Origin of the sequence: Mucilaginibacter panaciglaebae (genome assembly GCF_039539265.1) — a bacterium.
GTDB lineage: Bacteria > Bacteroidota > Bacteroidia > Sphingobacteriales > Sphingobacteriaceae > Mucilaginibacter > Mucilaginibacter panaciglaebae.
In genome coordinates this window covers 220103-245347 of sequence record NZ_BAABCV010000004.1, presented here as the reverse complement: position 1 = coordinate 245347, position 25245 = coordinate 220103, and the positions used below count along the sequence as shown (strand labels likewise).

The window sequence follows — 25245 nt, the reverse complement described above, 5'->3', positions numbered from 1 at the left end:
AGGATCATGTTAAAAGCTGTAAAGATAGTATACAACCTGCTGATGTCAATTTTAGCGATGCCTGTCGCTTTATTGCTTATCATTGCCGGTAAACTTGCTATTCTTTGCCGCGCTTACTCAGAGATATCTATTATCGCGTCAAAAATCCCATTAGGCTATGGCGTTACCGTACGGTATATTTATTACAAGTTTACGCTAAAGAGTCTGGGCAGCAATGTTAAATTTAAGTATGGAACATTTTGTCAATACCCCACTGCGGTAATAGGCAACAGAGTGCTATTTGGCTACTACAATGCTATCGGAGAAGTGTCAATTGGTGACGATGTAATAGTTGGTGGGTTTGTTAATTTTGTAAGCGGCACCAGGCAACATTCTTTTGAAGACCATAGCCAGCCCATCAGCACTCAAAAAGCTACAGGAAGAACCACTATCCATATCGGATCGGACGTGTGGATTGGCAGTAACGCTTTAATAGCAGCAGATGTAGGCTCAAGATGTGTAATTGCAGCAGGTAGCATTTTGATACGACCAGCAGAAAGCCGCGCCGTATATGGCGGCAACCCTGCAAAGCTGATTAAAACAATCTAAAAGGAGCTCAGAGATGTTTTTCCGGTTTATTTTAGTTAATGTATTTTCTTTTATAAAGCGCTTTTTCGCCTTTAATGCAACGCTTTATAATGCTATTGTTTTTATACCGCTATTCACTGTACTTAGTCCGGTTATCTCAAAAAGGTCGTTAACTTTTGTTATTATTTTTTCCTTTATTCTGCTCATTACCGGCAACATATCCTCGTACGGAAACTTTATTATGTATTTCCTGCTGCTATTAGCCGTACCCATGTTTAAAAAGGTAAACTTTGAGCAGTTGCTTTCCAGGTCATTCTGGTTTTTTATTATTGTTTGTCTTTATGGCCTTTCGCAAAAGCTTTTCGGTTACTCGGCAATAGAAAAAAGATGGATACAATCCGGGCTTAGTTTTGCCGACGAAAGAGAATTTCTGACAGATGATCTACGGCCTTTTTCTACATTTGCCAGCATGCCCGAATTTACCTTATTCATAGCCATTTTTGTTTATTATTATAAAACAGAAGGAAAACGTATTTTACTTCTGTTTGCACTTTTTATGCTATATATAGCAGGCTCTCGCGGGGTATTCGTTTCAACGCTGGTCGCGTATTTTTTCACGTTCGTTGTCAAAAAATACAATGGCAAGTATCTCTTCCTGTCGTTTTTTATATCATTGCTGATTTTCTTTGCGTTGGTTTTTGTATTCCCGATATTATTCGGCTCTGTCGATACAACATCGCGAATGCTGGCCTATGGAACATTTAATGGCCGTATAGAATTACTAACTAAGATACTTGACCAGGCATCGTTTTCTTCATTATTTACAGGCTTAAATATCAAAAAGATTAGCGGAGCCGACACATTCGACAACCTCTACTTTATGCTCATTGCACATTTCGGTATTTTTGGGTGCATTTATTTTTTATTTTTCTTTTTAAAGCAAAAAATCAATAGAAAAAACTTTTACTTTTTCTCTATTTTTCTTGGATACGGTTTTTATGCAGATGTGGTTTTCAGCTATTATCTAATGTTTTTATTTTTCATCGCTATTTATTCTTACAGCGATGAAATAAGCAATTTTTTAAATAAAAAACCGTCGGTGGTAAGCCATACACCAGACGCTCAAATTAGTTCATGAAAAAAAAAAAGATCTTAGTTTTAGGACAAACACCGCCGCCATACGGTGGCCAGGCGCTCATGTTGCAAACTTTGCTGGAAGGTCAATATGAGCATGCTGAACTTTTCCATGTCCGTTTAGACTTTTCTAAAGATTTTAATGATATGGGTAGCTTCAAGTTATACAAGTTGTGGGCTTTAATAAAGGCCATACTTCTTACTTGGACATACAGGTTTCGTTACAACATCGATATTTTTTACTACGGGCCGGCAGGGCCAAACAAGATGGCCATGCTAAGAGATGTCATATTACTGGCTCCAACACGCTTCTTGTTTAAGAAAACTATTATTCATACTCATGCAGGAGGATCAAGCCGGTTATACGATGGCCTCTCTCCCCTATTAAAGTTCTTTTACAGGGCCGCATTTTTTAAACCTTCTGTGCTGATAACCTTAACCGATTATAGCCATGGCGATGATATTGTGTTGCAGCCCGAAAAATTATTTGTGGTTCCTAACGGCATTAAAGACGAATACCCGCTTTACGAAAAACACTGTGCACCTAGCGCGGACGGCCTTACTACCTTTCTTTATGTTGGCGCAATGTATGAAGAACGCGGCACCGGAATATTAATAGAAGCAGCGCGAATACTTAAGCAAAAAGGCTACAATTTCAGAATTAATCTGGTTGGTATTTTTATTTCTGCGGAATATAAAGCACAATTGACTAATTTTGTAAAAGAGTACAAACTCGAGAACGAGGTTTCTTTCCTCGGTACAAGAATAAATGAAGCAAAGTGGAAAGAATACTGTAATGCCGATGTGTTTTGCTTCCCCACCTATGTACCGTCAGAAACCTTCGGGATAGTGTTAGTAGAAGCTATGCAATTCAGGATGCCTGTTATTGCAAGCCGATGGAATGGTATTCCATTTGTCGTTGATGAGAATGAAAATGCGTTGTTGACTGAACCTCAAAACACACAGGACACAGTTGAAAAAATGGAGCTTTTGATAAATGACCATCATCTACGTCAACAATTAGGAGAGAACGGAAGAAAAAAATTTTTAGAAAAATACTCCATAGAAACCTTTTTGAAAAATATGGATAAAGTTTTTGCCGAAGTATGAGTGAAATGAAGTTATTGATTACCGGAGGGTCCGGCTTTATAGGAACCAATTTAGTTGAACTGCTGCTTGATAACAACATTAGCGGTATTTTCAACGTTGATAAGGAAAAACCATTAAACGCGCAGCATAATAAATTCTGGATAGAATGCGATATAATGGACGAAGAGCGTTTATCAAAGGTTTTTAAACAATTTGAGCCAACTCATGTATTGCACCTCGCTGCTCGTACGGACACTGCCAGCCAAAATTTGGACGATTACTTTGAAAATACTGAAGGTACCAGAAATGTAATAAATGCTATTGAGAATACACCCTCTGTTAAACGCGTTGTTATAACTTCTACTCAATACGTATATAAATCAAAAGAACAGCCTTTACCGCACTCTGACGAACAGTATATACCACATACGGCTTATGGCATAAGCAAAAAGATCACCGAAGAATTGACGCGCAATTCAAAAATGAACTGTATATGGACGATTATACGACCAACAAATGTTTGGGGGCCATGGAATATGAGGTATCCTAACGAGTTTTTAAAAATTGTGGATAAAGGCTTATTTATGCACCCTGGCAACACGCAGCCGGTAAAATCGTATGGGTACGTAAAAAATGTGGCGCATCAGATATTTGGTATATTAAAGGCGCCCGCAGAAATTGTAGATAAACAGGTTTATTATGTAGGAGACTTACCTATGAGCTCTGCAGAATGGGTAAACAGCTTTTCAGTAGAATTAACCGGCAGGACCGTTAGGAAAATTCCTTTTGGTTTAATGAAAATGGCGTCTTACGCGGGTGATGTGATACGGAAAATGAATATACCATTCCCACTTCATAGTGTGCGATTCAACAACATGATCGATGATTATTTAACACCGATGCAAAAAACAGTTGACAAATTTGGCTTGTCTCATCCTGATCATGATAATAATGTCAAGGAAACCATCAATTGGATAAAAAACGATGGCAGAGAACACTTTACCTATTGGAGAAACAAGTAATCACAAATATTAAAAAGATACAATAACGCACAATGCAGAAATATTTCAAAATATTACTGGAGTTCGATCATAAATTACTGAAGAATAGTATTGAGGAAGCCATAAGGAATAAGCAAAAGGGCTATGTTTGTGTGGTTGATGCTAATGTTTTGACCGTTGCGCAAAAAAATGAACATTTTTTATCAATATTAAATCATTCGCTGGTAAATACTTGTGATGGAAGCTCTATTGCAACGCTTGCCGGTATTATACATAAAAAACATTTGAGCGCGTTAAATGGCCCTCAGATTTTCAATTACTTTATTGAAAAAAATTACTCGCAATTATTATTGGGTAGCAATGAAGAAACCTCTAATAAAATTAAAGAAAAATTAAGGTCTAAAGGGTTTGACGATACCAATCTTCACATTCTACCACTGCCTTTTAACGATGTTGAGGGCTTTGATTATGCGGGGATTGCTGCTATAACTAATGAGCTAAAACCTCAGATCATTTGGGTATCGTTAGGTGCTCCCAAACAAGAGATTTTCATGTCCAAATTATTACCTTATATAGATAGCAGTGTAATGATAGGTATTGGGGCGGCATTTGATTTCTATATCGGAAAAATCGCATTACCCAAGTTCAGGATAGGGCCGTTGAAATTTATCTGGATCAGCAGAGTGTTAAGCGAACCGTCTAAGCAAATCTCACGCATTATACCATATATTAAAATCCTTCCGTCTTTATATCTCCAAGAAAAAAAATGGGTGCGTTTAAATAACCAAAATTAAGCAAATATTGAAAGTTTCGATTACCGGTGTTTCAGGCTTTGTGGGGCAAAATTTGATCACTTATATCCAGAATTTTCATAATCTTCAATTTATTTCAAGACAGGGCCTTTCTAGTATTGTCGAGCAACCGCTGCAAAATGAAAGTAACGTTATCATCCATCTTGCCGGCAAAGCTCACGATCTCAAAAAGGTTTCTGATCCTAATGAATACTATCAGGTTAATTTCGAATTAACAAAAAAGCTGTATGATGCCTTTTTACAGTCGGACGCTAAAAAGTTCATTTTCATTAGTTCAGTTAAAGCAGCAGCCGACAGCGTTAATGGAATTCTTACTGAAGATGCAACTCCCCATCCCCAAACTGATTATGGCAAATCTAAACTGATGGCCGAGCATTATATTCAGAGTCAGCCGTTGCCAGAAGGGAAGTCCTATTACATTTTAAGGCCGTGTATGATTCACGGGCCGGGTAATAAGGGCAATCTGAATTTGCTTTATCAATTCGTAAAAAAAGGTATTCCATATCCCTTAGCAGGCTTTGATAATAAAAGATCATTTTTAAGTGTCGAAAACTTGTGCTTCATTATTAAGGAGCTAATTGAAAGAGATGATATTGTTTCGGGAGTGTATCACGTTGCTGACGACGAGCCCCTATCAACCGATGAAGTAGTGAGTATTTTATCAGCATCTATTAATAAAAAGCCAAAGCTCTGGAAAATATCTCCCAGTTTAATCAGAGCTGTAGCAAAGTTGGGCGATGTTCTGCACTTCCCGTTAACTACAGAACGCTTAGATAAATTAACCGAAAGTTACGTAGTCAGCAATCAGAAAATTAAGCATGCCATTGGTAAGGATTTACCTTTGACTGTAAGAAAAGGACTTGAAATTACGGCTGCCTCATTTGCTACCAAATAGGGTTGTTAGAATATGCTTTATAGAAATTACCAATTGGAAAATGCCTTATTTACCACTTTCCCCTATCTTATTTAGTTCTGTCCATCTAAGAAAAAGCAGGTTGTCCACAAAGGGCACAAATTTTAAGGTTTAATTGGCCGACTAATAGTCTATTAATTAAAAGCCAAAATGGTCCAGCGGGATCACGAAAGCAAAAAGCAGGTATTTCTGACTTGCTTTTTTTGTTATTTTTTGACTTAACGACACAGTTCCCTCGGTATCGTCACAAAGCCTTCAAACGAGCGGCTTTATTTGTTTAAGCGTTTTCAAACCAGTCGCACGACATTTTTACAGAAGTCATTGTATTGCAATGCCCTTATTCACATTATATTTGGCAAACCAATACATAGTTATGAACCTTACGAAGAAAGTATTATCCACTTCATTTTTCTTTTTTACCTATTTTATAAGCTACGCACAGGTTGCTCAGCTACCAACACCCTGGACCGAAGCGGCCAGACAAGCCGCAGTCCCGTTGTCAGACTATCCTCGCCCGCAGCTTGCACGCGAAAATTGGTTATGCCTTAACGGTAAATGGGATTATCGCGGAGGCAAAGATGCTCCTGACGCGCTTAATCCGCAAACTGCAGCATCTTTTAATGGCGTAAAAGAAAAAATATTGGTACCCTACTGCCCCGAATCATTTTTGTCAGGCATTCAGCGCAAGCAGGAAATTAATATGTGGTACCGCCGCACTTTCGAGATACCGGATACCTGGAAAGGCAAACACATTATCCTGAATTTTGGCGCGGTAGATCATGATGCCACCGTGTTTGTAAACGGCAAAAAAATAGGAACACATGCTGGCGGCTATGATTCTTTTAGTTTCGATATTACCCGTGCTTTATCAAAAGGACCAAATACATTAATTGTAGCAGCCAACGACCCCAATGATGGCAAAACACCATCCGGTAAAAACGGCCCCCGTGGCGATTATACTTTTTCCTCAGGCATATGGCAAACCGTATGGATAGAGCCGGTTAGCGAAAACTATATCAAAAACATTCGTTTACTTCCGGATGTAGATGGGAAGCGGTTAATAGTATTTATAAACAGCTCCGGTACAGGCAAAGTAACCGCAGTAGCGCTAAACGGCAAAACAGTTGTCGCTGAGGCACAGTCAGCCTCAGGTTCGTCTTTTTATGTGCCGATTAAAAAGCCGGAACTATGGTCGCCTGACAACCCATTTCTATATGACCTTAAACTTACCCTTTACAATACCAACGGCAGTATTGCCGATGAGGTAAAAAGCTACTTTGGCATGAGAGATATAAAGCTTAGTAAGCTAAATGGCGTTGTAAGGCCATTCCTGAATGGCAAGTTTGTAATGCAGCTTGGCCTGCTGGATCAGGGCTACTGGCCTGATGGTGTTTTAACCGAACCTACGGAAGAGGCTTTAAAGTTTGATATACAGTTTACCAAAAAGGCCGGTTTTAACCTGATCAGAAAACACATGAAAACCGAGCCGCAGCGGTTTTACTACTGGTGCGATAAACTTGGCTTAATGGTTTGGCAGGATATGCCGGCCATCTGGTATCAAAACGAGGACACCACTCGCAACCGCAGTGTTTATCGTAAAGAGTTAAAGGCAATAATTGACGATCATTATAATTCGCCATCTATCATCACCTGGGTGCCGTTTAATGAAAACTGGGGCGCGTTTGATGTAAAGAACATTACAGACTGGGTGAAGAAATATGATCCTTCGAGATTGGTGAACGGCAACTCGGGCTTCAACAATAATCCGGGCTATCAAAAAGCTTACGGCGACCCCAAAAACGGAGACTATGTGGATACCCATATCTATATTGGTCCGAACGGCGCATCCAGGCCCGACAGTACCCGGGCAGCCTCATTAGGCGAGTTTGGTGGCGTGGGTTTATTTGTGATGGGACACATGTGGCCGGTTGAAAACAATGCCTATGGCATGATGCCAACCACAGAACAACTAACTGACCGCTATACACTTTTATTACAGCAGGTAGATCAATTAATGAAATATCACGGGCTAAGTGTGGCTATATACACACAGACTACCGACGTTGAGCATGAAGTAAATGGCTTATTAACTTATGACCGGGCCGTCGAAAAAATGCAGACAGACCGCGTTAAAAAAATTAATGAAGCAGTGATAAACGATAGCTACCAGATGAATAATCAAAAGCATAATTAGAACACATCATTAAATCTGCACAAAAAGCCTTTAGACTTACTGCTAAAGGCTTTTTGTTTTAAATATCAGTGGGTTAAACAAAATCCCGATTATTAAGCGTAGTTTTTATTTCTGTTGATGTAGACGATGGCCTTCCATGCACACGTTTTGTACAGGTCCCCAACAAAAATATCCTATGGAACCCGGTTGATCTAAAATTTAAACCACCCTACCCATAAACGGATCAGTGTAGCCGGCTTTACCGGTTTCTACTCTACCTGCAAATCGTTTTTCAAAACCATTGGCGCCGCTTACTTTCAGCGTAAAATCATACCAACCCATGCTCTTGGTCAGGTAGACTATAAACGATGATTGCGATTGAGGCAATACAGTTTTCTTTTGAGTGCCTGTTTTATAAGCGTTATCAGTTATAGTAACAATATGCTGGCCTTTGCTTAAATTCTTCACATACAGCTCAACATTACCCGTCAGCACTTTTTTATTAAGGCGATTGCGCTGATACTCCAGTTGCGTCTCAATCTCCGGATCGGCATGGCTACCTTTAAATTCGCGATAAAATCCGTTTGGTCCATATAACCGAAGATGATAATCGCTGTTTTCAAATTCGTTTACCGGCCAGGTATCAGCCAACGTGTCGCCGGGTTTTACGGCGTAGTTCCAGTTGCGCAACAGTTCATAACCATCGCCCTTTAGAGATTTATATTTATCAGGTGCGTAGATGATAAAGGGCGCCCCAATGGTTTTATTGCCCCATACTTCAGTAGCAGTATGGAGATTAACTTCAAAAGCAGTTTTATCAGCATTTAATTTACCATCGGCATACAACTGGTATGGCAGTGCGTTGGCGTGCTTGATGCCCCGCTCCTGCTGCGGCAATAATGCCGAATTATGCCGATTTGATTTTATTTGCTCCACATCCGGTGCGGTGAGCACTTTAAAATTTGCCGGCACATCCTTGAATTTAGCTTTATGTATCCCCTCTAAAAAACTATTGCGTGCCACAAACGCTGGCAGGGCCGATTGCTTGGCTTCATAAGGCCTGAAAACCGATGACAGATCGCCGCAAACGGTGCGGCGCCAGTCAGATATATTAGGCTCAAAAACTTTCTTGCCTGTTTTGTGAGACAGGAACTTTTCTAAAAACTGCAAGGTTGATGTATGATCAAAAACCTCGGAATTCACCCAGCCCCCCTTGCTCCACGGCGAGGCAATAACCATGGGTACACGGAAACCTAAACCTATCGAACATTCGCGGTCATATTGGGTTGGGAAACCCTCCCGGGCTTGCTCCTGCTCCAGCGTAACATAATCAGGCCGGGTATCTATTCCGGCCGATACCTTGCCTGTACCCGGTTTATGTGAGTGCGGTGCGGTAAATGGCGGTACGTGGTCAAAGTAGCCATCGTTTTCATCATAAGTTAAAATAAAGATGGTTTTTTTCCAGACCTCCGGGTTTTGCGTCAGGATATCTAGTACCTCTGACACATACCAGGCTCCATACCACGGCGCAGAGGGATGGTCTGAGAAATTCTCCGGTGCAGTAAGCCATGAAACCGTAGGCAGCTTGCCGGTCTTTACATCCTTGCGGAACTGGTATAACACATCGCCTTTTGGTACTTGCATAGTACGGGTTGTGCCATTATCGTCATAGGTAAGTTCAACCAGCTTACCAAAATCAGGGTCGCCATAATTAACGGTAAAAGCTTTTTTATGAATACTTTGCTCGCGGGCGGTCAGGTCATCAAATTTGCGGCTGTTAATAACATCCAGTTGGGCCTTTACTTTCTTTTGCGCGCTTTGACGTTGTTCCAATTTCTTTTTCAGCGCAAGGCTCTTATCGGTCTCAGCTTGTTTTTGTAATGAAGCTATTTCGTTATTTAAAGCTGCCAATCGCTTATTCATCTGGGCCACATGCCTCGGATGCAGCTGAATATTATACTGGCCGAAAAACTCCAGATCATTATCCTGAAAATTAGATAGCCACGCATCCTCTTCGCCCTCCAAACCAGTGTCAATACTTATTTCATTCTGATAGCATCGCCAGTCGATGCCCAGATCCTCCAATCGCTCAGGGAAGGTGGTCCAGTTTAAGGTGCCATAATCCATATCCTCATTCCAGACCAAAGGGCGCGAGTTCTCGTCCTTATGGTCGCGGATGGTCCCCGTCCAGAAATAAAGCCGGTTAGGATTAGTACCGGTAAGGGATGAGCAGAAATTTTGATCGCAAACGGTAAAGGCATCTGCCAAAGCATAATAAAAAGGCACATCATTACGATTGTGGTAGCCCAATGTAAGCGGCATATTACGGTAGGCCTTGTCGCTTGAATGTTTCTCGTCCAGCCATTTATCATGGCGTCCGTCATTACGGGCATTCACCTGGTTTGACCACGTATGCGGCAGCGAATGCATCCACGTGGCTTTGGTGTTTTTAATATCCAGGTGAAACGGAGCATAGGTCTGTCCTTCGGCATTGGTTTGCAGCCATACCGGATTCTTATCGGCCAGTTGTATAGCCCGCGGATCATTATACCCCCGCACCCCGCGCAGCGTACCAAATACATGGTCGAACGACCGGTTCTCCTGCATCAGGATCACCACATGCTCAGCATCCAGGTAATTACTGCCCTCGGGTGCATTAATGTTCATAGCTCTGGCAATTGAGGAGGGTAATCCTGTAGCAAGGCCCGCTGTGCCGGTTAAAAGCGCGGCCTTTTTGATAAAATCTCGTCTGTTATCCATTGCAACTAAGCTAATATTTTTCTGCCTAACAAGAATAAGATTGCAGGTAAATAGTCGGGGAATTTTAGGTTATGATTAGGTTAACACCTCTCCCCAACCCTATCCAAAGGCGAGGGAGAAATGAATGAAGATCGGTGAGTGATCCAAATGTGAATGTGTATCAATTTGGATCAGTTGGATCACTTCAAAATTTCAAATACTTAAAAATCAATTAGTTATGAAGTTAGTCGCGAATTAATGGATCACTTTGGATCACTTTTCCTGACTTATACGTACTTTTTTGGATCAGCAAATTAAAACGGAAACGTGGAGACATAAGGTATTGTGTCTCCATCTCTCTATGCAACATCGCCTAACACGTTAATGGTTCCTTCTCCAAAGAAACGATAAGTAGCGTAATTTTTTACAAAATCCTTTAAAATACTAATATTTTTAGCATTATCTTTGTAGAGATATTTGTTATGGAAGAGTTTTATATAGATGTAAAATTGAACCGGGGCATGGTTAGGCTGCAGGTTGACGAGGTACCACCTGAGCAGTGGGACCTTCCTTTTATGCCACAGTTTATCGTCGAATATCATAACGGCCATGAGTTTGTCACGCTGACCCTGCGTTTGGAACAAGGCAAATGGCATGACAATAATACCCGCTTTAATGATGACACCTACCTGCGCTACTTTGACAGTCGGCCGGATAACTGGGACCCGTACTATCAAAGTCCGCTTGATCTGGACGAGATCAACAGTATTGGCAGCGCCATTGCGCGACACATGATCGTGCATCTGCAGGCTTACATGGGTTTGTTTGTGCCGACGTTTCCTTGTCCGGAGATTAATTAATGTGCCAGATGGATGCCGCTAAAAAAGATATCATCAGCAAGCTGCAAAAGGACATTTTGCTGTGGCAGGGCTTTGCCCCGCCTCCAGCCGGGCAAGTTAAAGGTATCGGCCTTGGTCCGTTGGAGGGGGCTTTCCCCAATGGTGTCTTTCCTACCGGATCTATCCATGAAATGCTATGCCCTACGCCTGAGCAAACCGCAGCTACGGGTGGCTTAATTGGCGGATTGCTTTCAACGCTGATGAAACATGGCGGCGCCTGCATCTGGATCAGCACCTCGCGCAAGCTTTTCCCTCCGGCACTCAAGGCTTTCGGTGCCGCGCCCGACAGTATCATTTTTATTGATGTGCAGCGCGACCGCGATGTGCTCTGGGTCATGGAAGAAGCACTAAAATGCGGGGGCCTGGCTGCGGTAGTTGCCGAGGTGCGCGAAATCAGCTTTGCGCAGTCAAGACGTTTACAACTGGCCGTTGAGGACAGCAAGGTTACCGGATTTTTGCTGCGTAACGATCTGAAAAAATTGAGTAGCACCGTTTGTGTTGCGCGCTGGCAGGTTAGTCCGCTGCCAAGTGGGGCCGAGCCGGGACTGCCTGGTGTAAGCTTTCCGCGCTGGCAAGTGGACCTTTTAAGGGTGCGCAATGGCAATCCCGGCAGCTGGCAACTGGAGTGGTGTGCGGGCAGATTTGTGCCGATTGTTGAGCAAGAGGAAGAACAACGGATATATATTCAGATAGCATAATAAACTAAGTTGTTATTTCGAGCGTAGCGAGAACTTCTCTCTTGAGCGAAGCGAAAAAATCCATATATGGACATACACACCTCGCTTGCCTGTGTATAGATTTCTCACTTTGTTCGAAATGACAATAATTAATAAAGGGCTGTCATGCTTAGAGAGCCTCAGCATAACAACCCAATTAAGAGGATAAAATGAACAAACGCTTTGTTTCTTTATGGTTTCGCCACTTGAAATCTGATTGGTTTGTCCTTAGAAACAAGGAGTTGAAAGACATACCTTTTGTTTTGGTGACGCCTACGCGCGGGCGAAACACCATCACCGGCGCAAACCAGCCAGCCGAGCAGCAGGGCATCACCATAGGCATGGCTGCCGCCGATGCCAAAGCCATCATCCCCGATCTGGAAGTTATTGACGACATTCCCGGTCAGGATTACAAGCTCCTGAAAGCCCTGGGCGAATGGTGCATTCGCTATACGCCGATGGTTGCCGTTGATATGCCTGAGGGCCTGCTGCTGGATGTTACCGGCTGTACTCATTTATGGGGCGGTGAGCGCGGATACCTGAAAGAGATAGTTACCAGACTACGCAGCAAAGGCTATGATGTGCGCGGGGCCATGGCCGATACCGCCGGCACCGCCTGGGGCGTGGCACGGTTTGCCAAAGCTAAACCTATTATTGAGCCGGGTGGGCAGGCCAATGCCTTATTGACCCTGCCACCTGCTGCTTTGCGTTTAGATGCGGTGATACAAGACCGCCTGCAAAAACTGGGCTTTTACCAGATAAAAAGTTTTATTGGTTTGGGCCGGTCTGTTTTGAGGCGACGTTTTGGACAGGAGTTTTTAATGCGACTGGATCAGGCTTTGGGCAATGAAGACGAACCGCTGAAACTACTGCAATCCATCGAACCTTATTCAGAACGACTACCCTGCCTGGAACCCATCCGTACAGCTGCCGGGATTGAGATCGCCATAAAAACGCTACTTGAAAAGCTCTGTAAGCGTCTGGACAGCGAAGGTAAGGGCCTGCGTACAGCCATACTTAAATGTTACCGGGTTGACGGAGAGGTCATCCAAACCGGCATCGGCACCAATCGCCCATCAAACCACATCGATCATTTATTCAAATTATTTGAGCTGAAAATAGCAACTATAGAGCCTAAACTCGGTATCGAACTGTTTACCCTTGAAGCACCTAAAGTTGAAGATACAGACACCGAACAGGAAATACTTTGGACCGCCGATAGCTGCGGATTGGAGGACGGCAGCCTGGCCGATCTGCTTGACCGGCTGGCAAATAAGATCGGCGCAAAGAATATACGCCGCTACCTGCCACAGGAGCGTTACTGGCCCGAGCATTCTATCAAACTGGCTATGTCGCTTAAAGATAAACCCGGCACCACCTGGCGCATGGACAGGCCGCGGCCATCGTTATTGCTACCTCGCCCTGAACGTATTGAGGCTGCCTATTTAACACCCGACAACCCGCCCATGTGGTTCATTTATAAGGGAGAGCGCCACACCATTAAAAAAGCCGATGATGCCGAGCGTATTGAATCCGAGTGGTGGCTTAATGAGGGTCCACACCGCGATTATTATGTGGTGGAGGATGAAAAAGGGCGGCGTTATTGGCTGTTTCGCTCGGGACATTTTGAGGGTAAGGACAGGCCGGAATGGTACATACATGGTTTTTTTGCTTAAGTTATGGAATACGCAGAGCTACAGGTTACTAGCAATTATACTTTTATGCGTGGCGGCTCGCACCCGGCAGAGCTTGTCGGGCGCGCTATCGAGTTAGAGTATACTAAAATCGCTATAACAGATTGCAACAGTGTAGCAGGCGTAGTGCGCGCCCTCAGAGGCTTGAAAAAATTAATAGCTGGGGAAATCGATCCCATAAAAATTGAAAAGTACAAGGCATTCAACATCATACCTGCTTGCCGGTTGGAGTTGATTGACGGCACCGGCCTGCTGGCCTACCCCACCAATATTGAAGCCTGGGGGCGCATGTGTGCCTTACTCACCAAAGGAAACCTTCGGACAGAAAAAGGCAAATGCCAACTGTACAAGCAAGATGTTTATGAGCACAAAGCGGGCATTATCTTCATTGCAATAGCGCCAAATTCGCTCAATGACCGTTTTGATTTTGACGATGATTTTAAAGATTGCCTGCACGAGTATCAGGCTCAATTTGGTGATCAGTTATATGTTAGCGCCACCCGTTCCTATTTAGGTAGCGACGATAAACGTTTTTACCGCCTGTCAAAATTAGGTGTGCCCATGGTAGCTACCAACGATGTGCATTACCACTCGCCCGAACGCCGCGAATTGCAGGATGTGCAAACCTGTGTACGCGAAAAATGCACAATTACCACAGCAGGCTATAAATTACATGCAAACGCCGAACGGTATTTAAAACCATTGGATGAGTTGGAACGCCTGTTTCGCCAGTATCCTGAAGCTATTGAGCGTACTATAGAAATTGCTGAGGCCTGTACTTTCTCTTTAGATACACTGAAATACCTGGAACCCGAATGGAAAAGCCCTGATGGCCGCACTGCCGATGAGCATTTATCAGAACATACCTGGCAGGGTGTAAAATTCTTTTTTCCGCGAGGTATATCAGCTAAGCTTTGCGCTCAACTTCACACAGAATTGGCATTTTTCAAAAAACGTAAACTTGCTCCCTATTTTCTACGGATCTATGAATATGTAAACAAGGCCAAAGAATTGGGCATTCTGCATCAGGGGCGCGGTTCGGCAGCTAATTGTGCAGTTTGTTATTGTTTGGGGATAACTCCGGTGAATCCCGAAGAATCCAACCTGCTTTTTTCCAGGTTTATGTCGGATGCGCGTGATGAGTGGCCTGATGTTGACGTAGATTTTGAGCACGAGCGCCGCGAGGAGATCATCCAATGGATCTATGAAACCTACGGCCGTGAGCATGCCGCTATTGTGGCTACGGTTACGCAAGAACGCCACAAAGGCGCTATACGCGATGTCGGTAAAGCCATGGGATTATCTGAAGATACCATTAAGCGGCTGGGCGGCGCTATATGGAGCTTTTCGGAGGAAGGCTTTGCCCCTGATCGCATTCGCTCGCAGGGCCTAAATCCCGATGACCCGCATTTATTTAAAATATTGCAGCTTACCGACCAACTCATGGGGTTCCCCCGGCAATTAGGGCAGCATTCGGGAGGTTTCGTTATTACCCAATGCAAACTATCAGACATTTGCCCGGTAATGAATGCCCGCATGGAAGACCGTACGCAATTGGAATGGGACAAAGATGATCTGGAAGATCTGGGCATTTTAAAAGTTGATGTACTCGCGCTGGGAATGCTTACCTGCATCCGTAAGGCATTTGATCTGGTTAAGCTGCATTATGGTTTTGAGCTAACGCTGGCCAATGTCCCCAGGGAAAAAAGGGAAGTATATGACATGATCTGCAAGGCAGATACCTTGGGGGTTTTTCAGATTGAAAGCCGCGCACAGATGTCTATGTTACCCCGATTAAAACCAAAAGAATTTTATGACCTGGTAATTCAAGTAGCCATTGTACGGCCCGGCCCCATCCAGGGCGATATGGTGCACCCGTATTTGCGCAGGCGCGATGGTATTGAGCTTGAAGAATATCCAAACGAGGAACTAAGACCCGTTTTATCCAGAACCAAAGGCGTGCCTTTGTTCCAGGAACAAGCCATGGAAATAGCCATGGTAGCTGCAGAATTTACTGCGGCCGAAGCCGACCAACTGCGCCGCAGTATGGCCTCTTTTAAAGCCAAAATAGGCGAAGTAAAAAAATTCAAAGAGAAATTAGTAACTCAAATGGTAGCCCGTGGTTATGAGCTGGCCTATGCCGAACGCATCTTTAAACAGCTTGAAGGCTTTGGTAGCTATGGCTTCCCTGAAAGTCATGCTGCCAGTTTTGCGCACTTGGTTTACATCTCATCATGGCTCAAATATTTTTATCCGGATGTATTTGCAGCGTCGTTACTCAATAGTCAGCCCATGGGTTTTTACCAGCCTGCACAGATAGTGATAGATGCTGAGAAACATGGGGTGGTGGTGAGACCGGTGGATGTTAATCTTTCCATGTGGGATAATACGCTGGAGGAAAAAGATGGCAAATATTGTGCATTGCGTTTGGGCTTCAGACAGGTAAAGGGCTTGAACCAGGATGATATGGAAATGCTCATTGCCGCCCGCGGCAGGGGCTATACCGGTATCTCCCAGTTAAGCAATGCAGGTGTGCCACAATCTGCCATTGAGCGGTTAACCGATGCCGATGCCTTCCGCTCTATGAACCTTGACCGGCGACAGGCGCTTTGGGAAGTACCTGCCCTGAGCGACAAACCAATCGGGTTGTTTGAAGGCCAGCCGTCTGAAAGTACGAAAGAAGGACAGATCAGCCTTCCCTTTATGTCGCAAGCCGAACATGTGGTTCAGGATTATGCGGCTACCGGTTTATCATTAAAAGCGCACCCGGTAAGTTTTGCACGCCCAAAACTGGATATGCTGCATGTCACCCCTAACGGCCAATTGTCTGAGCTAAAAGATGGTGACGCGGTAAAAGTAGCCGGACTGATCACCGTACGCCAGCGCCCCGGCACGGCAAAGGGCATTGTATTTATTACTCTTGAAGATGAAACAGGCTTTTCTAACCTGGTGGTCTGGGAAAAGGCTTTTGCAACTTTTCGCAGGGAAATACTACAGGCCCGGTTGTTAATGGTTGAAGGTAAAGTTCAGATAGAAGGTCAGGTAATCCACGTTATTGTCAAACGCTGTTTCAACCTCAATAAGCTGCTCAGCTCAATCACTACCCTTCATGACGAAAACGTCCCTGTAATTACTTTATCCAACAACAACAAAGACCTGTCATCAACCCTAACAGATATCAAATCTAATCATTGGCAAAACGAGCCCTTTCATAAAGGGCGTAATTTTAAGTAGTTAATGCTGCTATCTAAAACAACAATAGCGCTGTAGCTGTTAATTTATGCAACAATAAAAAAAATACTTAAAAGTCATTTTTTAAAACTTACTCTTTCAATAAGGTAATAAGTTGTTTACATTAGTTGTACCAACGCTTACAACCTATTGCACATCAGCATGAAAACTAAATTAACACTATCCGTTGCCATCGTGCTAACAGGGCTGCTTGCGGTGATGCTGAGCTTTATCAATAAGGCCGAGGACCCGGTAGACAGGATAGTTGCTGCGCTGCAAAAGTGGACAGACGCCAATCCGCAGGAGAAAGTGTACTTGCAAACCGATAAGCCCTACTATTTAGCAGGCGATACCATTTGGTTTAAGGCTTATGTAACAACCGGCGAAAAGCATCAGTTATCGGCAATAAGCGGGGCTCTGTATGTCGATTTGATTACCGAAGGCGACTCGCTGGCCAAGCAACTTAAACTGCCCATCACTACGGGCATGGCTGTAGGTAATTTTATTTTAGATGATGACATGCTCCATGAGGGCAACTACCGTATCAGGGCCTACACCCAATGGATGCGCAATGCAGGCCCCGAATACTTTTATGACCGTACCTTTTCTATCGGTAACTCAATAGCCAATACTGTATTTGCCAAAATTGAGTATGTATATACAAAGGATGGCAATAAAACCAAAATTAAAGCTATCCTGAAATATACTGATCTGAAAGGCCGGCCGCTTGCTGACAAGCAGGTAAGTTACCTGCTCAAAAAAAGCTGGGATGTCATTTCATCGGGTGGAGGAAAAACCGATGCAGCAGGCGAACTGAGCATCAATCTGCCTAACAACAAACCCAATGAGCTTATTCAAACCTATTTAACAACAAAGATCGCGGTTACCGGTGCCGAAGTGGTGGCTAAAAACTTCCCGGTAAAAACAGCATCACTACAAACCGATGTTCAGTTTTTCCCCGAGGGCGGCAATCTGGTTGCCGGTATAAAAAGCAGGATAGCGTTTAAAGCTACTGCACCTAACGGCGTGGGCGCAAATATTACAGGCAGTATCGTAGATAATACCGGTAAAGAAGTTGCCAAAATTGAGACCAGGCACCTGGGTATGGGCTATTTTGTACTCACACCCGAAGCCGGCAAAACCTATAGCGCCGAAGTAACCTATCCCGACGGCACATCAAACACGGTTAAGCTACTTGATATAGCAACAGATGGATATGCGCTTTCCGTATTTCAAACCGCAAAGAACGACTCGGTACTGGTTAAAGTTGGCGCATCGGCAGATGCGCTGAGAAGTGGCAACAAAAATTTGAGTTTGGTAGGGCAATCAAATGGCAAAGTCTATTTCTCTGCCAGTGTACCCGTGAGCAATGCGTTTACCTTGCTTTACTTCCCAATAAAAGAGATACCATCGGGCATAATGCAGTTCACCCTATTTTCTGCAGATGGACAGCCCTTAAACGAGCGTATCACCTTCATTCAAAACAGAGACGACATTAAGCTCAACATCAGCAGCAATAAACAAACTTATACCCGACGCGAAAAGGTACAGCTGGCTGTTGATGCCGAAGATGAAGCGGGGGCGCCGGTTGGAGGTAATTTTTCGATATCTGTTGTGAGCGAAACAGCTGTACCCTCTGACGAAGTCAATGAAAATTCGATATTTTCACAATTATTATTGAGTTCAGACATCAAAGGTTATATAGAAAAGCCTAACTATTACTTTGTTAACCCAAACCAGGAAACACGCGAAAACCTGGATATATTGATGCTTACCCAGGGCTACCGCCGGTTTGCCTGGAAGAATGTATTATCGGGCAACACACCGGCACCTTATTTTACACCCGAAAAGCTGGGAACAGAGATCGGCGGCGTGATTATGGGCTATAATAAAAAGCCTGTTGCCTATGCCAAGGTGGCTATATTGAATAATAAAACCGGATTTTTCCGGGATACGGTAGCCGACCAAAATGGCCGGTTCAAATTCAGGAGAATACTTTTTACCGAAGGTGCGCAATTTACTATCCATGGTGCTAATGCCAGGGGAAAGGGCCGTGTTATTGTTAAACTTAACGATTACCAAAGGGCCAATGTAATTGCAAATCCTAACATTGGCGACATAAATCCGGACATCCCTCAGCAAACAAAAGCCACCATTGATAACGATATAAAGCAAGACCAGGACCTGGTTAAACATGGATTGATTAGCCGTGTACAACAACTAAAAGAAGTTAGAATACGCGCGGCAAAAGCCAGAGTGGGTACTGCCAACATCAAGGAGAACCAGGCCGACGAAGTGTACAGACCTGATAGCCGGCAACCATGCAGCACTTTAAGAGAATGCCTCGAAGAGATGTTTCACAGCCGCATACGTTTTACATCGGTAGTAAGTCAGGATTATGGTATGTTGTGGATACCGACCTATCAAAACCAACGGTATGTAGTGTTAATTGACAGCATGCGGGTAACCCCTGAACAATACCAGGACCTGCTGACGGACAGCGTAACCAATATCAATAAAATTTACCTGGTGCATGAAAGCACGGCGGTACAAATGAAATTATTGGGTATGTATGCCGGACAATACAGACCGCCACTACCCCCGGTATTAGCCATCTATACCAAAAATGGCAACTTCCGCTATTCAAAAAGCGATGGCACTATCGATTATTCGCCGAAGGGGTATGATTTGACAAGGGTATTTTATTCACCTAAATATGACAGGCCGCAAGACGGCCCTACCCCTGCCGATTTGCGAAGCACCGTTTACTGGAACCCGGCTGTACTTACACGTACCATCGGGCACGCAAACGTGTCATACTTTAACAGCGACCAAACCGGCACTTACCGGGTAACTATAGAAGGCATTGACGCCGATGGACATTTAGGACGAAAAACTTACAGATACAGCGTACAATAAAGGAATAACAGCCGGACAGTAAAAATACCTTACCTGGACCTTACACCTACATGAAAACAATTGTCTGCTGTTATTTCCTTTGCTTGCGGCCATTAATGCACCTAACTAAATCATAATTATAAACCTAAAAAGGCCGGATGGTATCAATACCACCGGCCTTTTATTTCAGGAACTACAGTCCGGTTATTTTAAAATATTATCAATGATCTTCAATTCCTCCTGAGTAAATTTGATATTCTCGAGGCATTTCAGTGAGTCGAGCATTTGTTCAGGCTTACTGGCGCCAATTAGCACTGAGGTAATACGGTCATCCTTTAATATCCATGATAAAGCCATGTGCGCCAGTTTTTGCCCGCGCTGTTTGGCAAGTTCATTTAGTTTTTTAACCTTTTCGATCCTGTCAGGGGTAATACTGTTTTCGGTAAGTGAATCGCCTACTTTAAGGGCGCGTGAATCTGCCGGGATGCCATTTAGGTATTTGTCAGTGAGCAGGCCTTGTGCCAGGGGCGAAAATGGTATACAGCCTATGCCCTCTTCTTCGAGCACATCAAGCAAGCCATCTTCAACCCAACGCTCAAACATAGAGTATTTAGGTTGATGAATGATGATAGGCGTCCCCATTTCTTTGAGCATGGTGATGGCTTTTTTAGCCTCGGGTGCTTTATAATTAGATATACCCACGTACAAAGCTTTACCCTGGCGGACAATCAGATCCAAAGCGGCCATAGTTTCTTCTAACGGAGTTTCAGGGTCCGGACGATGGTGGTAGAAAATGTCTACATAATCCAGTTTCATCCTTTTAAGGCTTTGGTCCAGGCTTGATACCAGGTACTTTTTGGTACCCCAATCGCCATAAGGGCCGTCCCACATGGTGTAGCCTGCTTTTGATGAAATGATCAGTTCATCACGGTGATCGCGGAAATCAGAATGCAGTATCTGGCCAAACTGCTCCTCGGCCGTACCGGGAGGCGGGCCATAGTTGTTAGCCAGATCAAAATGGGTAACGCCATTATCAAAGGCAGTTTTCAGGATGTTGCGGCAATTTTCAAGCCGGTCATAATATCCAAAGTTTTGCCAAAGCCCCAATGACACAGCCGGCAGTTTTAAGCCGCTTTTGCCGCTGCGCTTGTAAGGCATGTTTTGATATCGTTGTGGTGATGGTTGGTAAGACATGTGTTATTGTTGTTGTGTTTTTGTTTTACTATTCTTAAATACGTCATTGCAAGGAACGAAGCAATCTCTGCACGCTAATAATATGTACATTGACCGTCCTATGTAGAGATTGCTTCGTCCCTCGCAATGACGCGGGCTTATATTAGTTATTAGGCCTTGGGCGTGTGCTTCTTAAAATAAGTATTAAAAAACATCAAATGATAAAGCACTGAGTTGGCCCAGTATTGCGAAGTATGCGCACCGGGGCGTGAGGTAAAATCGTGTGGGATATTACGCTCCACCATTTTATCGTGCAGTATACAGTTTACCCGGTAGAAAAAATCGTCTGTGCCGCAGTCAAAAGTAATAGCCAGCGAGTTTGGTTTGATCAGGTACAGCATATTGGTTACGGTATTTTTCTCCCAGTTATCCGGGTTTTCGGCATAAGTGCCCAGCCGTTTGGCCATGTCCCAGTTATTAGGGAAGGGACGGATATCTACCCCACCGCTCATACTGCCAACCGCACCGTAAACATCCTGGTGCCTGATAGCCAGGTAAAAAGCACCCTGGCCGCCCATACTCAGGCCCGAAATAGCGCGACCGGTTTTATTTTTAATGGTCTTATAATTTTTGTCGATATATGACACCAGTTCTTTTGAAACATAAGTTTCATATTTAAAATTCGGGTCGACCGGGCTATCCCAATACCAGCTGGTGACGCCGCCATCGGCACAAACTATCATCAGGTGATAATAGTCGGCCCAATCGGCAATGGCGTGGTTAAGCTCATAGAATTGCTTATAGTTACCCCCCGCACCATGCAACAAATACACTACCGGAAACTGTTTGCCCTGCTCGTAATCGGCAGGAGTAATTACTACGGCCTTTATTTTTTTATGCATCGCATCGCTGTAGGTTTCCACGGTATCAACTTTGGCCGCTCTGGCAAAGCTCACCGCAAATAACAGGCATGCAATGAGGAATATATACTTCTTCATTTTTTAGTTAACAGGTTTGAAGGTAATAGCGCGCAAGTTAATGTGCTGCCAATTTTCGGCAACCGGGGTTATGGTAATGGTGGTTATACCGGCTTGAGTAATTTTGATCTGGCCTAAATTATTTGACACATACCTGCCATCATTGCCGGTAACCTGCGCGGTTGCTTTTACCGTCTGGTCGCCAACAGTGATGTTGAATGAATTACCCTCGCGAGCAGCTGCAATTGGCGCTTCCATGGCATAAGTGCCTGGTTTAGTGATCTTGATCTGCCATGAAGCCGTAGCTTTAGGGCTGGTCCAATAACCCAGGTTTGGTATGTCATGCTCTGATTGCACACCGCCTTTTAAATCAGCATCTGCAGGGCTTAACACAAAAGAACCATCGGCATTTGCTGACGGGATAATAGTCTCTACATCGGGTTTACCTTTGATTTGCAACTTGATAACAGTCGCGTTCTCATCCAGCGCAGCTGAAGGGACTGTAATAGAAAGCCCTTCGGCAGTCTTCTTAAATTTCAAAGCCGAACCGTTAGCCAGTAATTTGGCTGATATTGCCTGATTTTTTAGTCCGGGTACCAATAGCTGACCATCAGTTGGCCAGTTAAACACCTGCAGATAGAGTGTGGTATTGCCGTTAGGCATTTCTTTAGTAGTGCATCTGCCCCAAGGCAATTTTTTAAACGGACTAGCAGTTGTACCATAAATAGCTTCGCCGTTTACCTTCATCCAGTCGCCCATAGCTTTTAGTCTTTCAACAATAGGCTCGGGGAATTCGCCGGTTGATTTAGGGCCGACGTTAAGCAGGTAGTTACCGCCTTTTGATGCAATATCTACCAGGTTACGAATCAATGTTTGGCTTGATTTCCAATGCTCATCATAGGTTTTGAAACCCCAGGTATCGTTCATCGTCATACAAGTTTCCCAATGGCGACCAGGGATACCGGTTGCCGGGATGTACTGCTCAGGCGTTTCCAGATCGCCCTGCACACCGCCGCCTAAACGATTGTTGGTAATGATCTCAGGATGTTTGGCTAATAACGGTGTGATTTTAGCTGCGCGCTCCTTAGTCATATCTGTAGGTACGTCCCACCATAATTCGGCAACGTCGCCATAGTTATTTAATATTTCTTTGATTTGCGGAATAGCCACTTTGTCCAGGTAATCATCAAAGCTGCCGTCCTGCTTTTTATCCCAGTGCCCGCCCGCTGCCGCACCGCCCGGATTATTCCAGTCATTAGCCTGTGAGTAGTAAAAGCCCAGTTTCATGCCATACTTACGGCAGGCGTCGGCCAGCATTTTAATAACATCTTTACCATACGGCGTTCTTTTAACGATGTTCCAGTCGCTGGCTTTCGAGTCGAACATAGCAAAACCATCGTGGTGTTTGGTGGTAATGACAATATATTTAACACCGGCTGCCTTAGCCGTTTGCACCCATTTTTCAGGGTCATACTTTGTAGGGTTAAAATCTTTGGCGTATGCCTGATAAGTATCTACCGGAATTTTAGCGTCGTGCATGATCCACTCGCCTAAACCCGGAATCTTCTTTCCATCGTACACACCGGCTGGTACGCTGTACACACCCCAGTGGATAAACATTCCAAAACGTGCCTTGCTCCACCAGGCCATACGATTGGTTTCAATCACAGCGTGTTTAGTTGAATTTTTCTTTGGCGATGGCTTGCCCGGTCCGGCAACGGCATTAGCTAAACCTGTATTTAGCATTAAAGCAGCGGCTAACAAGCCGCTGCCAAAAGCAGTATATTTTCGCATTACTGAATTATTGGTGTTTAGATGTGTTGTAAATTTAAACCTTTGGTGCCCAGCCCGGCTCGTAGGTACGGCTCCATAATTTTTGCGCTTCGGCATCATTCAGGATGTGTGCATTCTTCGGATCTAAATGCAGATCGCGGCCAACCCGCCATGAAATGTTACCCAATTGCATAGCAACCACGCTCTTATAACCCAACTCCACATCGCAATTTGGGCGTTTGTTATCGCGGATACTTTCTAAAAAGTTAGCCACGTGCTGGGCGTCCATACCTAAACTTGGGCTGGCCGTGTTACGTGCCTGGATAGTAGCATCTTCTACCGGGCCTTGTTTTTTAACCTCTTTTATCAGTTTGCCATCCAGATCAAATACCTGATACTCTTCGCCATCGGTATTGATGCTGCCTTTGTCGCCGTAGAAAATAACGCCACGCTCCTGGCCTTCAATCTTTTTACCGTTCGAGCTGCGGTTTTCCCACATCAGCATCACGCGTCCGGGGTACTCCAAGGTGACTATCTGTGTATCAGGAGTTTCCCAGGCATCCTGATATTGATATCTGCCACCCATTGACGAAACGCGGGTTGGGAGATCAACACCCAATCCCCAACGAGCCAGATCCACCTCATGGGTACCATTGTTCAAAGCTTCGCCGGTACCGTAAATCCATTTCCAGTGCCAGTTGTAGTGGATTAATCCGTCCTGATAAGCCTGACGCGGTGCCGGGCCCTGCCACAGCTCATAGTTCAGCCAACTTGGTACCGGTGCCGGTTTCAAATACAATGGCTTACGGTTATTGGTGTACCAGGCTTTAGCAAAACCCACGCGACCAATGATACCATCATGTAACTCCTGCACGCACTGGATAGCCAAAGGCGATGAGCGGCGCTGTGCGCCCATTTGTACAATGCGGTTGTATTTGCGTGCCGCCTGAATAGCCAGTTCACCTTCGTGCGGGTTATGGCTTAGCGGTTTTTCTACGTAAACGTGCTTACCGGCCTGGCAGCCCATAATAGTCAGCGGCGCATGCCAGTGGTCGGGCGTTGCTATGTAAATAGCGTCAATATCTTTATCCTGTAATACTTTGCGTACGTCGCCTTCGCCTTTTGGGGCATCGCCTTTGCTGGCATCGGCTACTCTTTTCTGGATTTTTGGAATGGTGCGCGAATCAACATCGCATACAGTATTTACCAGGCAATTAGCCTGCTTGGCAAAAGTGGTGCACATACTGCCGCCGCGGCCATTTAAGCCGACGATTGCTACGTGAATACGATCATTAGCGCCAATAATGCGGTTATAACTTTTCGCAGTAAAACCAAAGGTTTTGCTACCCAGAGCGATGCCGCCGGTAGTAATAGCCACCTTTCTGATAAATTCTCTTCTTTTCTCCATGATGTTGGAATATGTGGTTTATTGTTTGGTGTGAGGATACTAATTTAC

The 25245-nt window shown here is 44.3% G+C and carries 17 protein-coding genes; 12 read left to right on the top strand and 5 right to left on the bottom strand.

What is annotated here, in order from left to right; genetic code table 11:
* The first annotated feature begins 6 nt into the window (after nt 1-6).
* From ABD772_RS07140 to ABD772_RS07110, 7 genes are all read left to right on the top strand, one after another.
* Nucleotides 7-588 carry an acyltransferase gene (locus ABD772_RS07140; RefSeq protein ID WP_345102244.1) on the top strand — a complete coding sequence of 194 codons (582 nt, stop codon included), beginning with the start codon at nt 7-9 and terminating at the stop codon, nt 586-588.
* A gap of 13 nt (nt 589-601) precedes the next feature.
* Nucleotides 602-1705 carry a hypothetical protein gene (locus tag ABD772_RS07135; RefSeq protein WP_345102242.1) on the top strand — a complete coding sequence of 368 codons (1104 nt, stop codon included), beginning with the start codon at nt 602-604 and terminating at the stop codon, nt 1703-1705.
* The gene (locus ABD772_RS07130) at nt 1702-2811 is read left to right on the top strand and encodes a glycosyltransferase family 4 protein (RefSeq protein WP_345102240.1); all 1110 of its coding nucleotides are present in this window, start codon (nt 1702-1704) and stop codon (nt 2809-2811) included. Before ABD772_RS07135 ends, ABD772_RS07130 begins: the two co-directional genes overlap by 4 nt.
* A complete protein-coding gene (locus ABD772_RS07125) occupies nt 2808-3812 on the top strand; it encodes an NAD-dependent epimerase/dehydratase family protein (RefSeq protein ID WP_345102238.1) in 1005 nt (334 codons plus the stop codon). Before ABD772_RS07130 ends, ABD772_RS07125 begins: the two co-directional genes overlap by 4 nt.
* A gap of 32 nt (nt 3813-3844) precedes the next feature.
* The gene (locus ABD772_RS07120; protein ID WP_345102236.1) at nt 3845-4585 is read left to right on the top strand and encodes a WecB/TagA/CpsF family glycosyltransferase; all 741 of its coding nucleotides are present in this window, start codon (nt 3845-3847) and stop codon (nt 4583-4585) included.
* 7 nt (nt 4586-4592) lie between these two features.
* Complete coding sequence (locus ABD772_RS07115; protein ID WP_345102234.1) at nt 4593-5498, top strand: NAD-dependent epimerase/dehydratase family protein; 906 nt, start codon at nt 4593-4595, stop codon at nt 5496-5498.
* A gap of 391 nt (nt 5499-5889) precedes the next feature.
* On the top strand, nt 5890-7710 hold the full coding sequence (locus ABD772_RS07110) for a glycoside hydrolase family 2 protein (protein WP_345102231.1): 1821 nt from the start codon (nt 5890-5892) through the stop codon (nt 7708-7710).
* 198 nt (nt 7711-7908) lie between these two features.
* Here ABD772_RS07110 and ABD772_RS07105 read toward each other — a convergent pair whose 3' ends face one another.
* Entirely contained in the window at nt 7909-10449 is a 2541-nt protein-coding gene (locus ABD772_RS07105) for a phosphocholine-specific phospholipase C (RefSeq protein ID WP_345102229.1), read from the bottom strand.
* Between the two features lie 461 nt (nt 10450-10910).
* On the opposite strand from ABD772_RS07105, the gene ABD772_RS07100 reads away from it, so the two are divergent.
* The 5 genes from ABD772_RS07100 (at nt 10911) to ABD772_RS07080 (ending at nt 19887) form a co-directional block, all read left to right on the top strand.
* On the top strand, nt 10911-11288 hold the full coding sequence (locus ABD772_RS07100; protein ID WP_345102227.1) for a hypothetical protein: 378 nt from the start codon (nt 10911-10913) through the stop codon (nt 11286-11288).
* An 8-nt stretch (nt 11289-11296) separates the two neighbouring features.
* A complete protein-coding gene (locus ABD772_RS07095) occupies nt 11297-12025 on the top strand; it encodes an ImuA family protein (protein WP_345102224.1) in 729 nt (242 codons plus the stop codon).
* A 188-nt stretch (nt 12026-12213) separates the two neighbouring features.
* Nucleotides 12214-13719, top strand: a complete 1506-nt coding sequence (locus ABD772_RS07090; protein ID WP_345102222.1) for a Y-family DNA polymerase — start codon at nt 12214-12216, stop codon at nt 13717-13719.
* A gap of 3 nt (nt 13720-13722) precedes the next feature.
* On the top strand, nt 13723-16971 hold the full coding sequence (locus ABD772_RS07085) for an error-prone DNA polymerase (protein WP_345102220.1): 3249 nt from the start codon (nt 13723-13725) through the stop codon (nt 16969-16971).
* Nucleotides 16972-17130: 159 nt separating this feature from the next.
* Complete coding sequence (locus ABD772_RS07080) at nt 17131-19887, top strand: TonB-dependent receptor (protein ID WP_345102218.1); 2757 nt, start codon at nt 17131-17133, stop codon at nt 19885-19887.
* Between the two features lie 183 nt (nt 19888-20070).
* On the opposite strand, the gene mgrA is transcribed toward ABD772_RS07080, so the two are convergent.
* From mgrA to ABD772_RS07060, 4 genes are all read right to left on the bottom strand, one after another.
* Complete coding sequence (mgrA, locus tag ABD772_RS07075) at nt 20071-21060, bottom strand: L-glyceraldehyde 3-phosphate reductase (protein ID WP_345102216.1); 990 nt, start codon at nt 21058-21060, stop codon at nt 20071-20073.
* A gap of 149 nt (nt 21061-21209) precedes the next feature.
* Nucleotides 21210-22037, bottom strand: a complete 828-nt coding sequence (locus ABD772_RS07070; protein ID WP_345102214.1) for an alpha/beta hydrolase — start codon at nt 22035-22037, stop codon at nt 21210-21212.
* 3 nt (nt 22038-22040) lie between these two features.
* The gene (locus tag ABD772_RS07065; RefSeq protein ID WP_345102211.1) at nt 22041-23810 is read right to left on the bottom strand and encodes an alpha-L-fucosidase; all 1770 of its coding nucleotides are present in this window, start codon (nt 23808-23810) and stop codon (nt 22041-22043) included.
* 34 nt (nt 23811-23844) lie between these two features.
* Nucleotides 23845-25197 (bottom strand): Gfo/Idh/MocA family protein, encoded by a 1353-nt coding sequence (locus ABD772_RS07060; RefSeq protein ID WP_345102208.1) that lies wholly within the window; start codon nt 25195-25197, stop codon nt 23845-23847.
* Between the last annotated feature and the right edge of the window lie 48 nt (nt 25198-25245).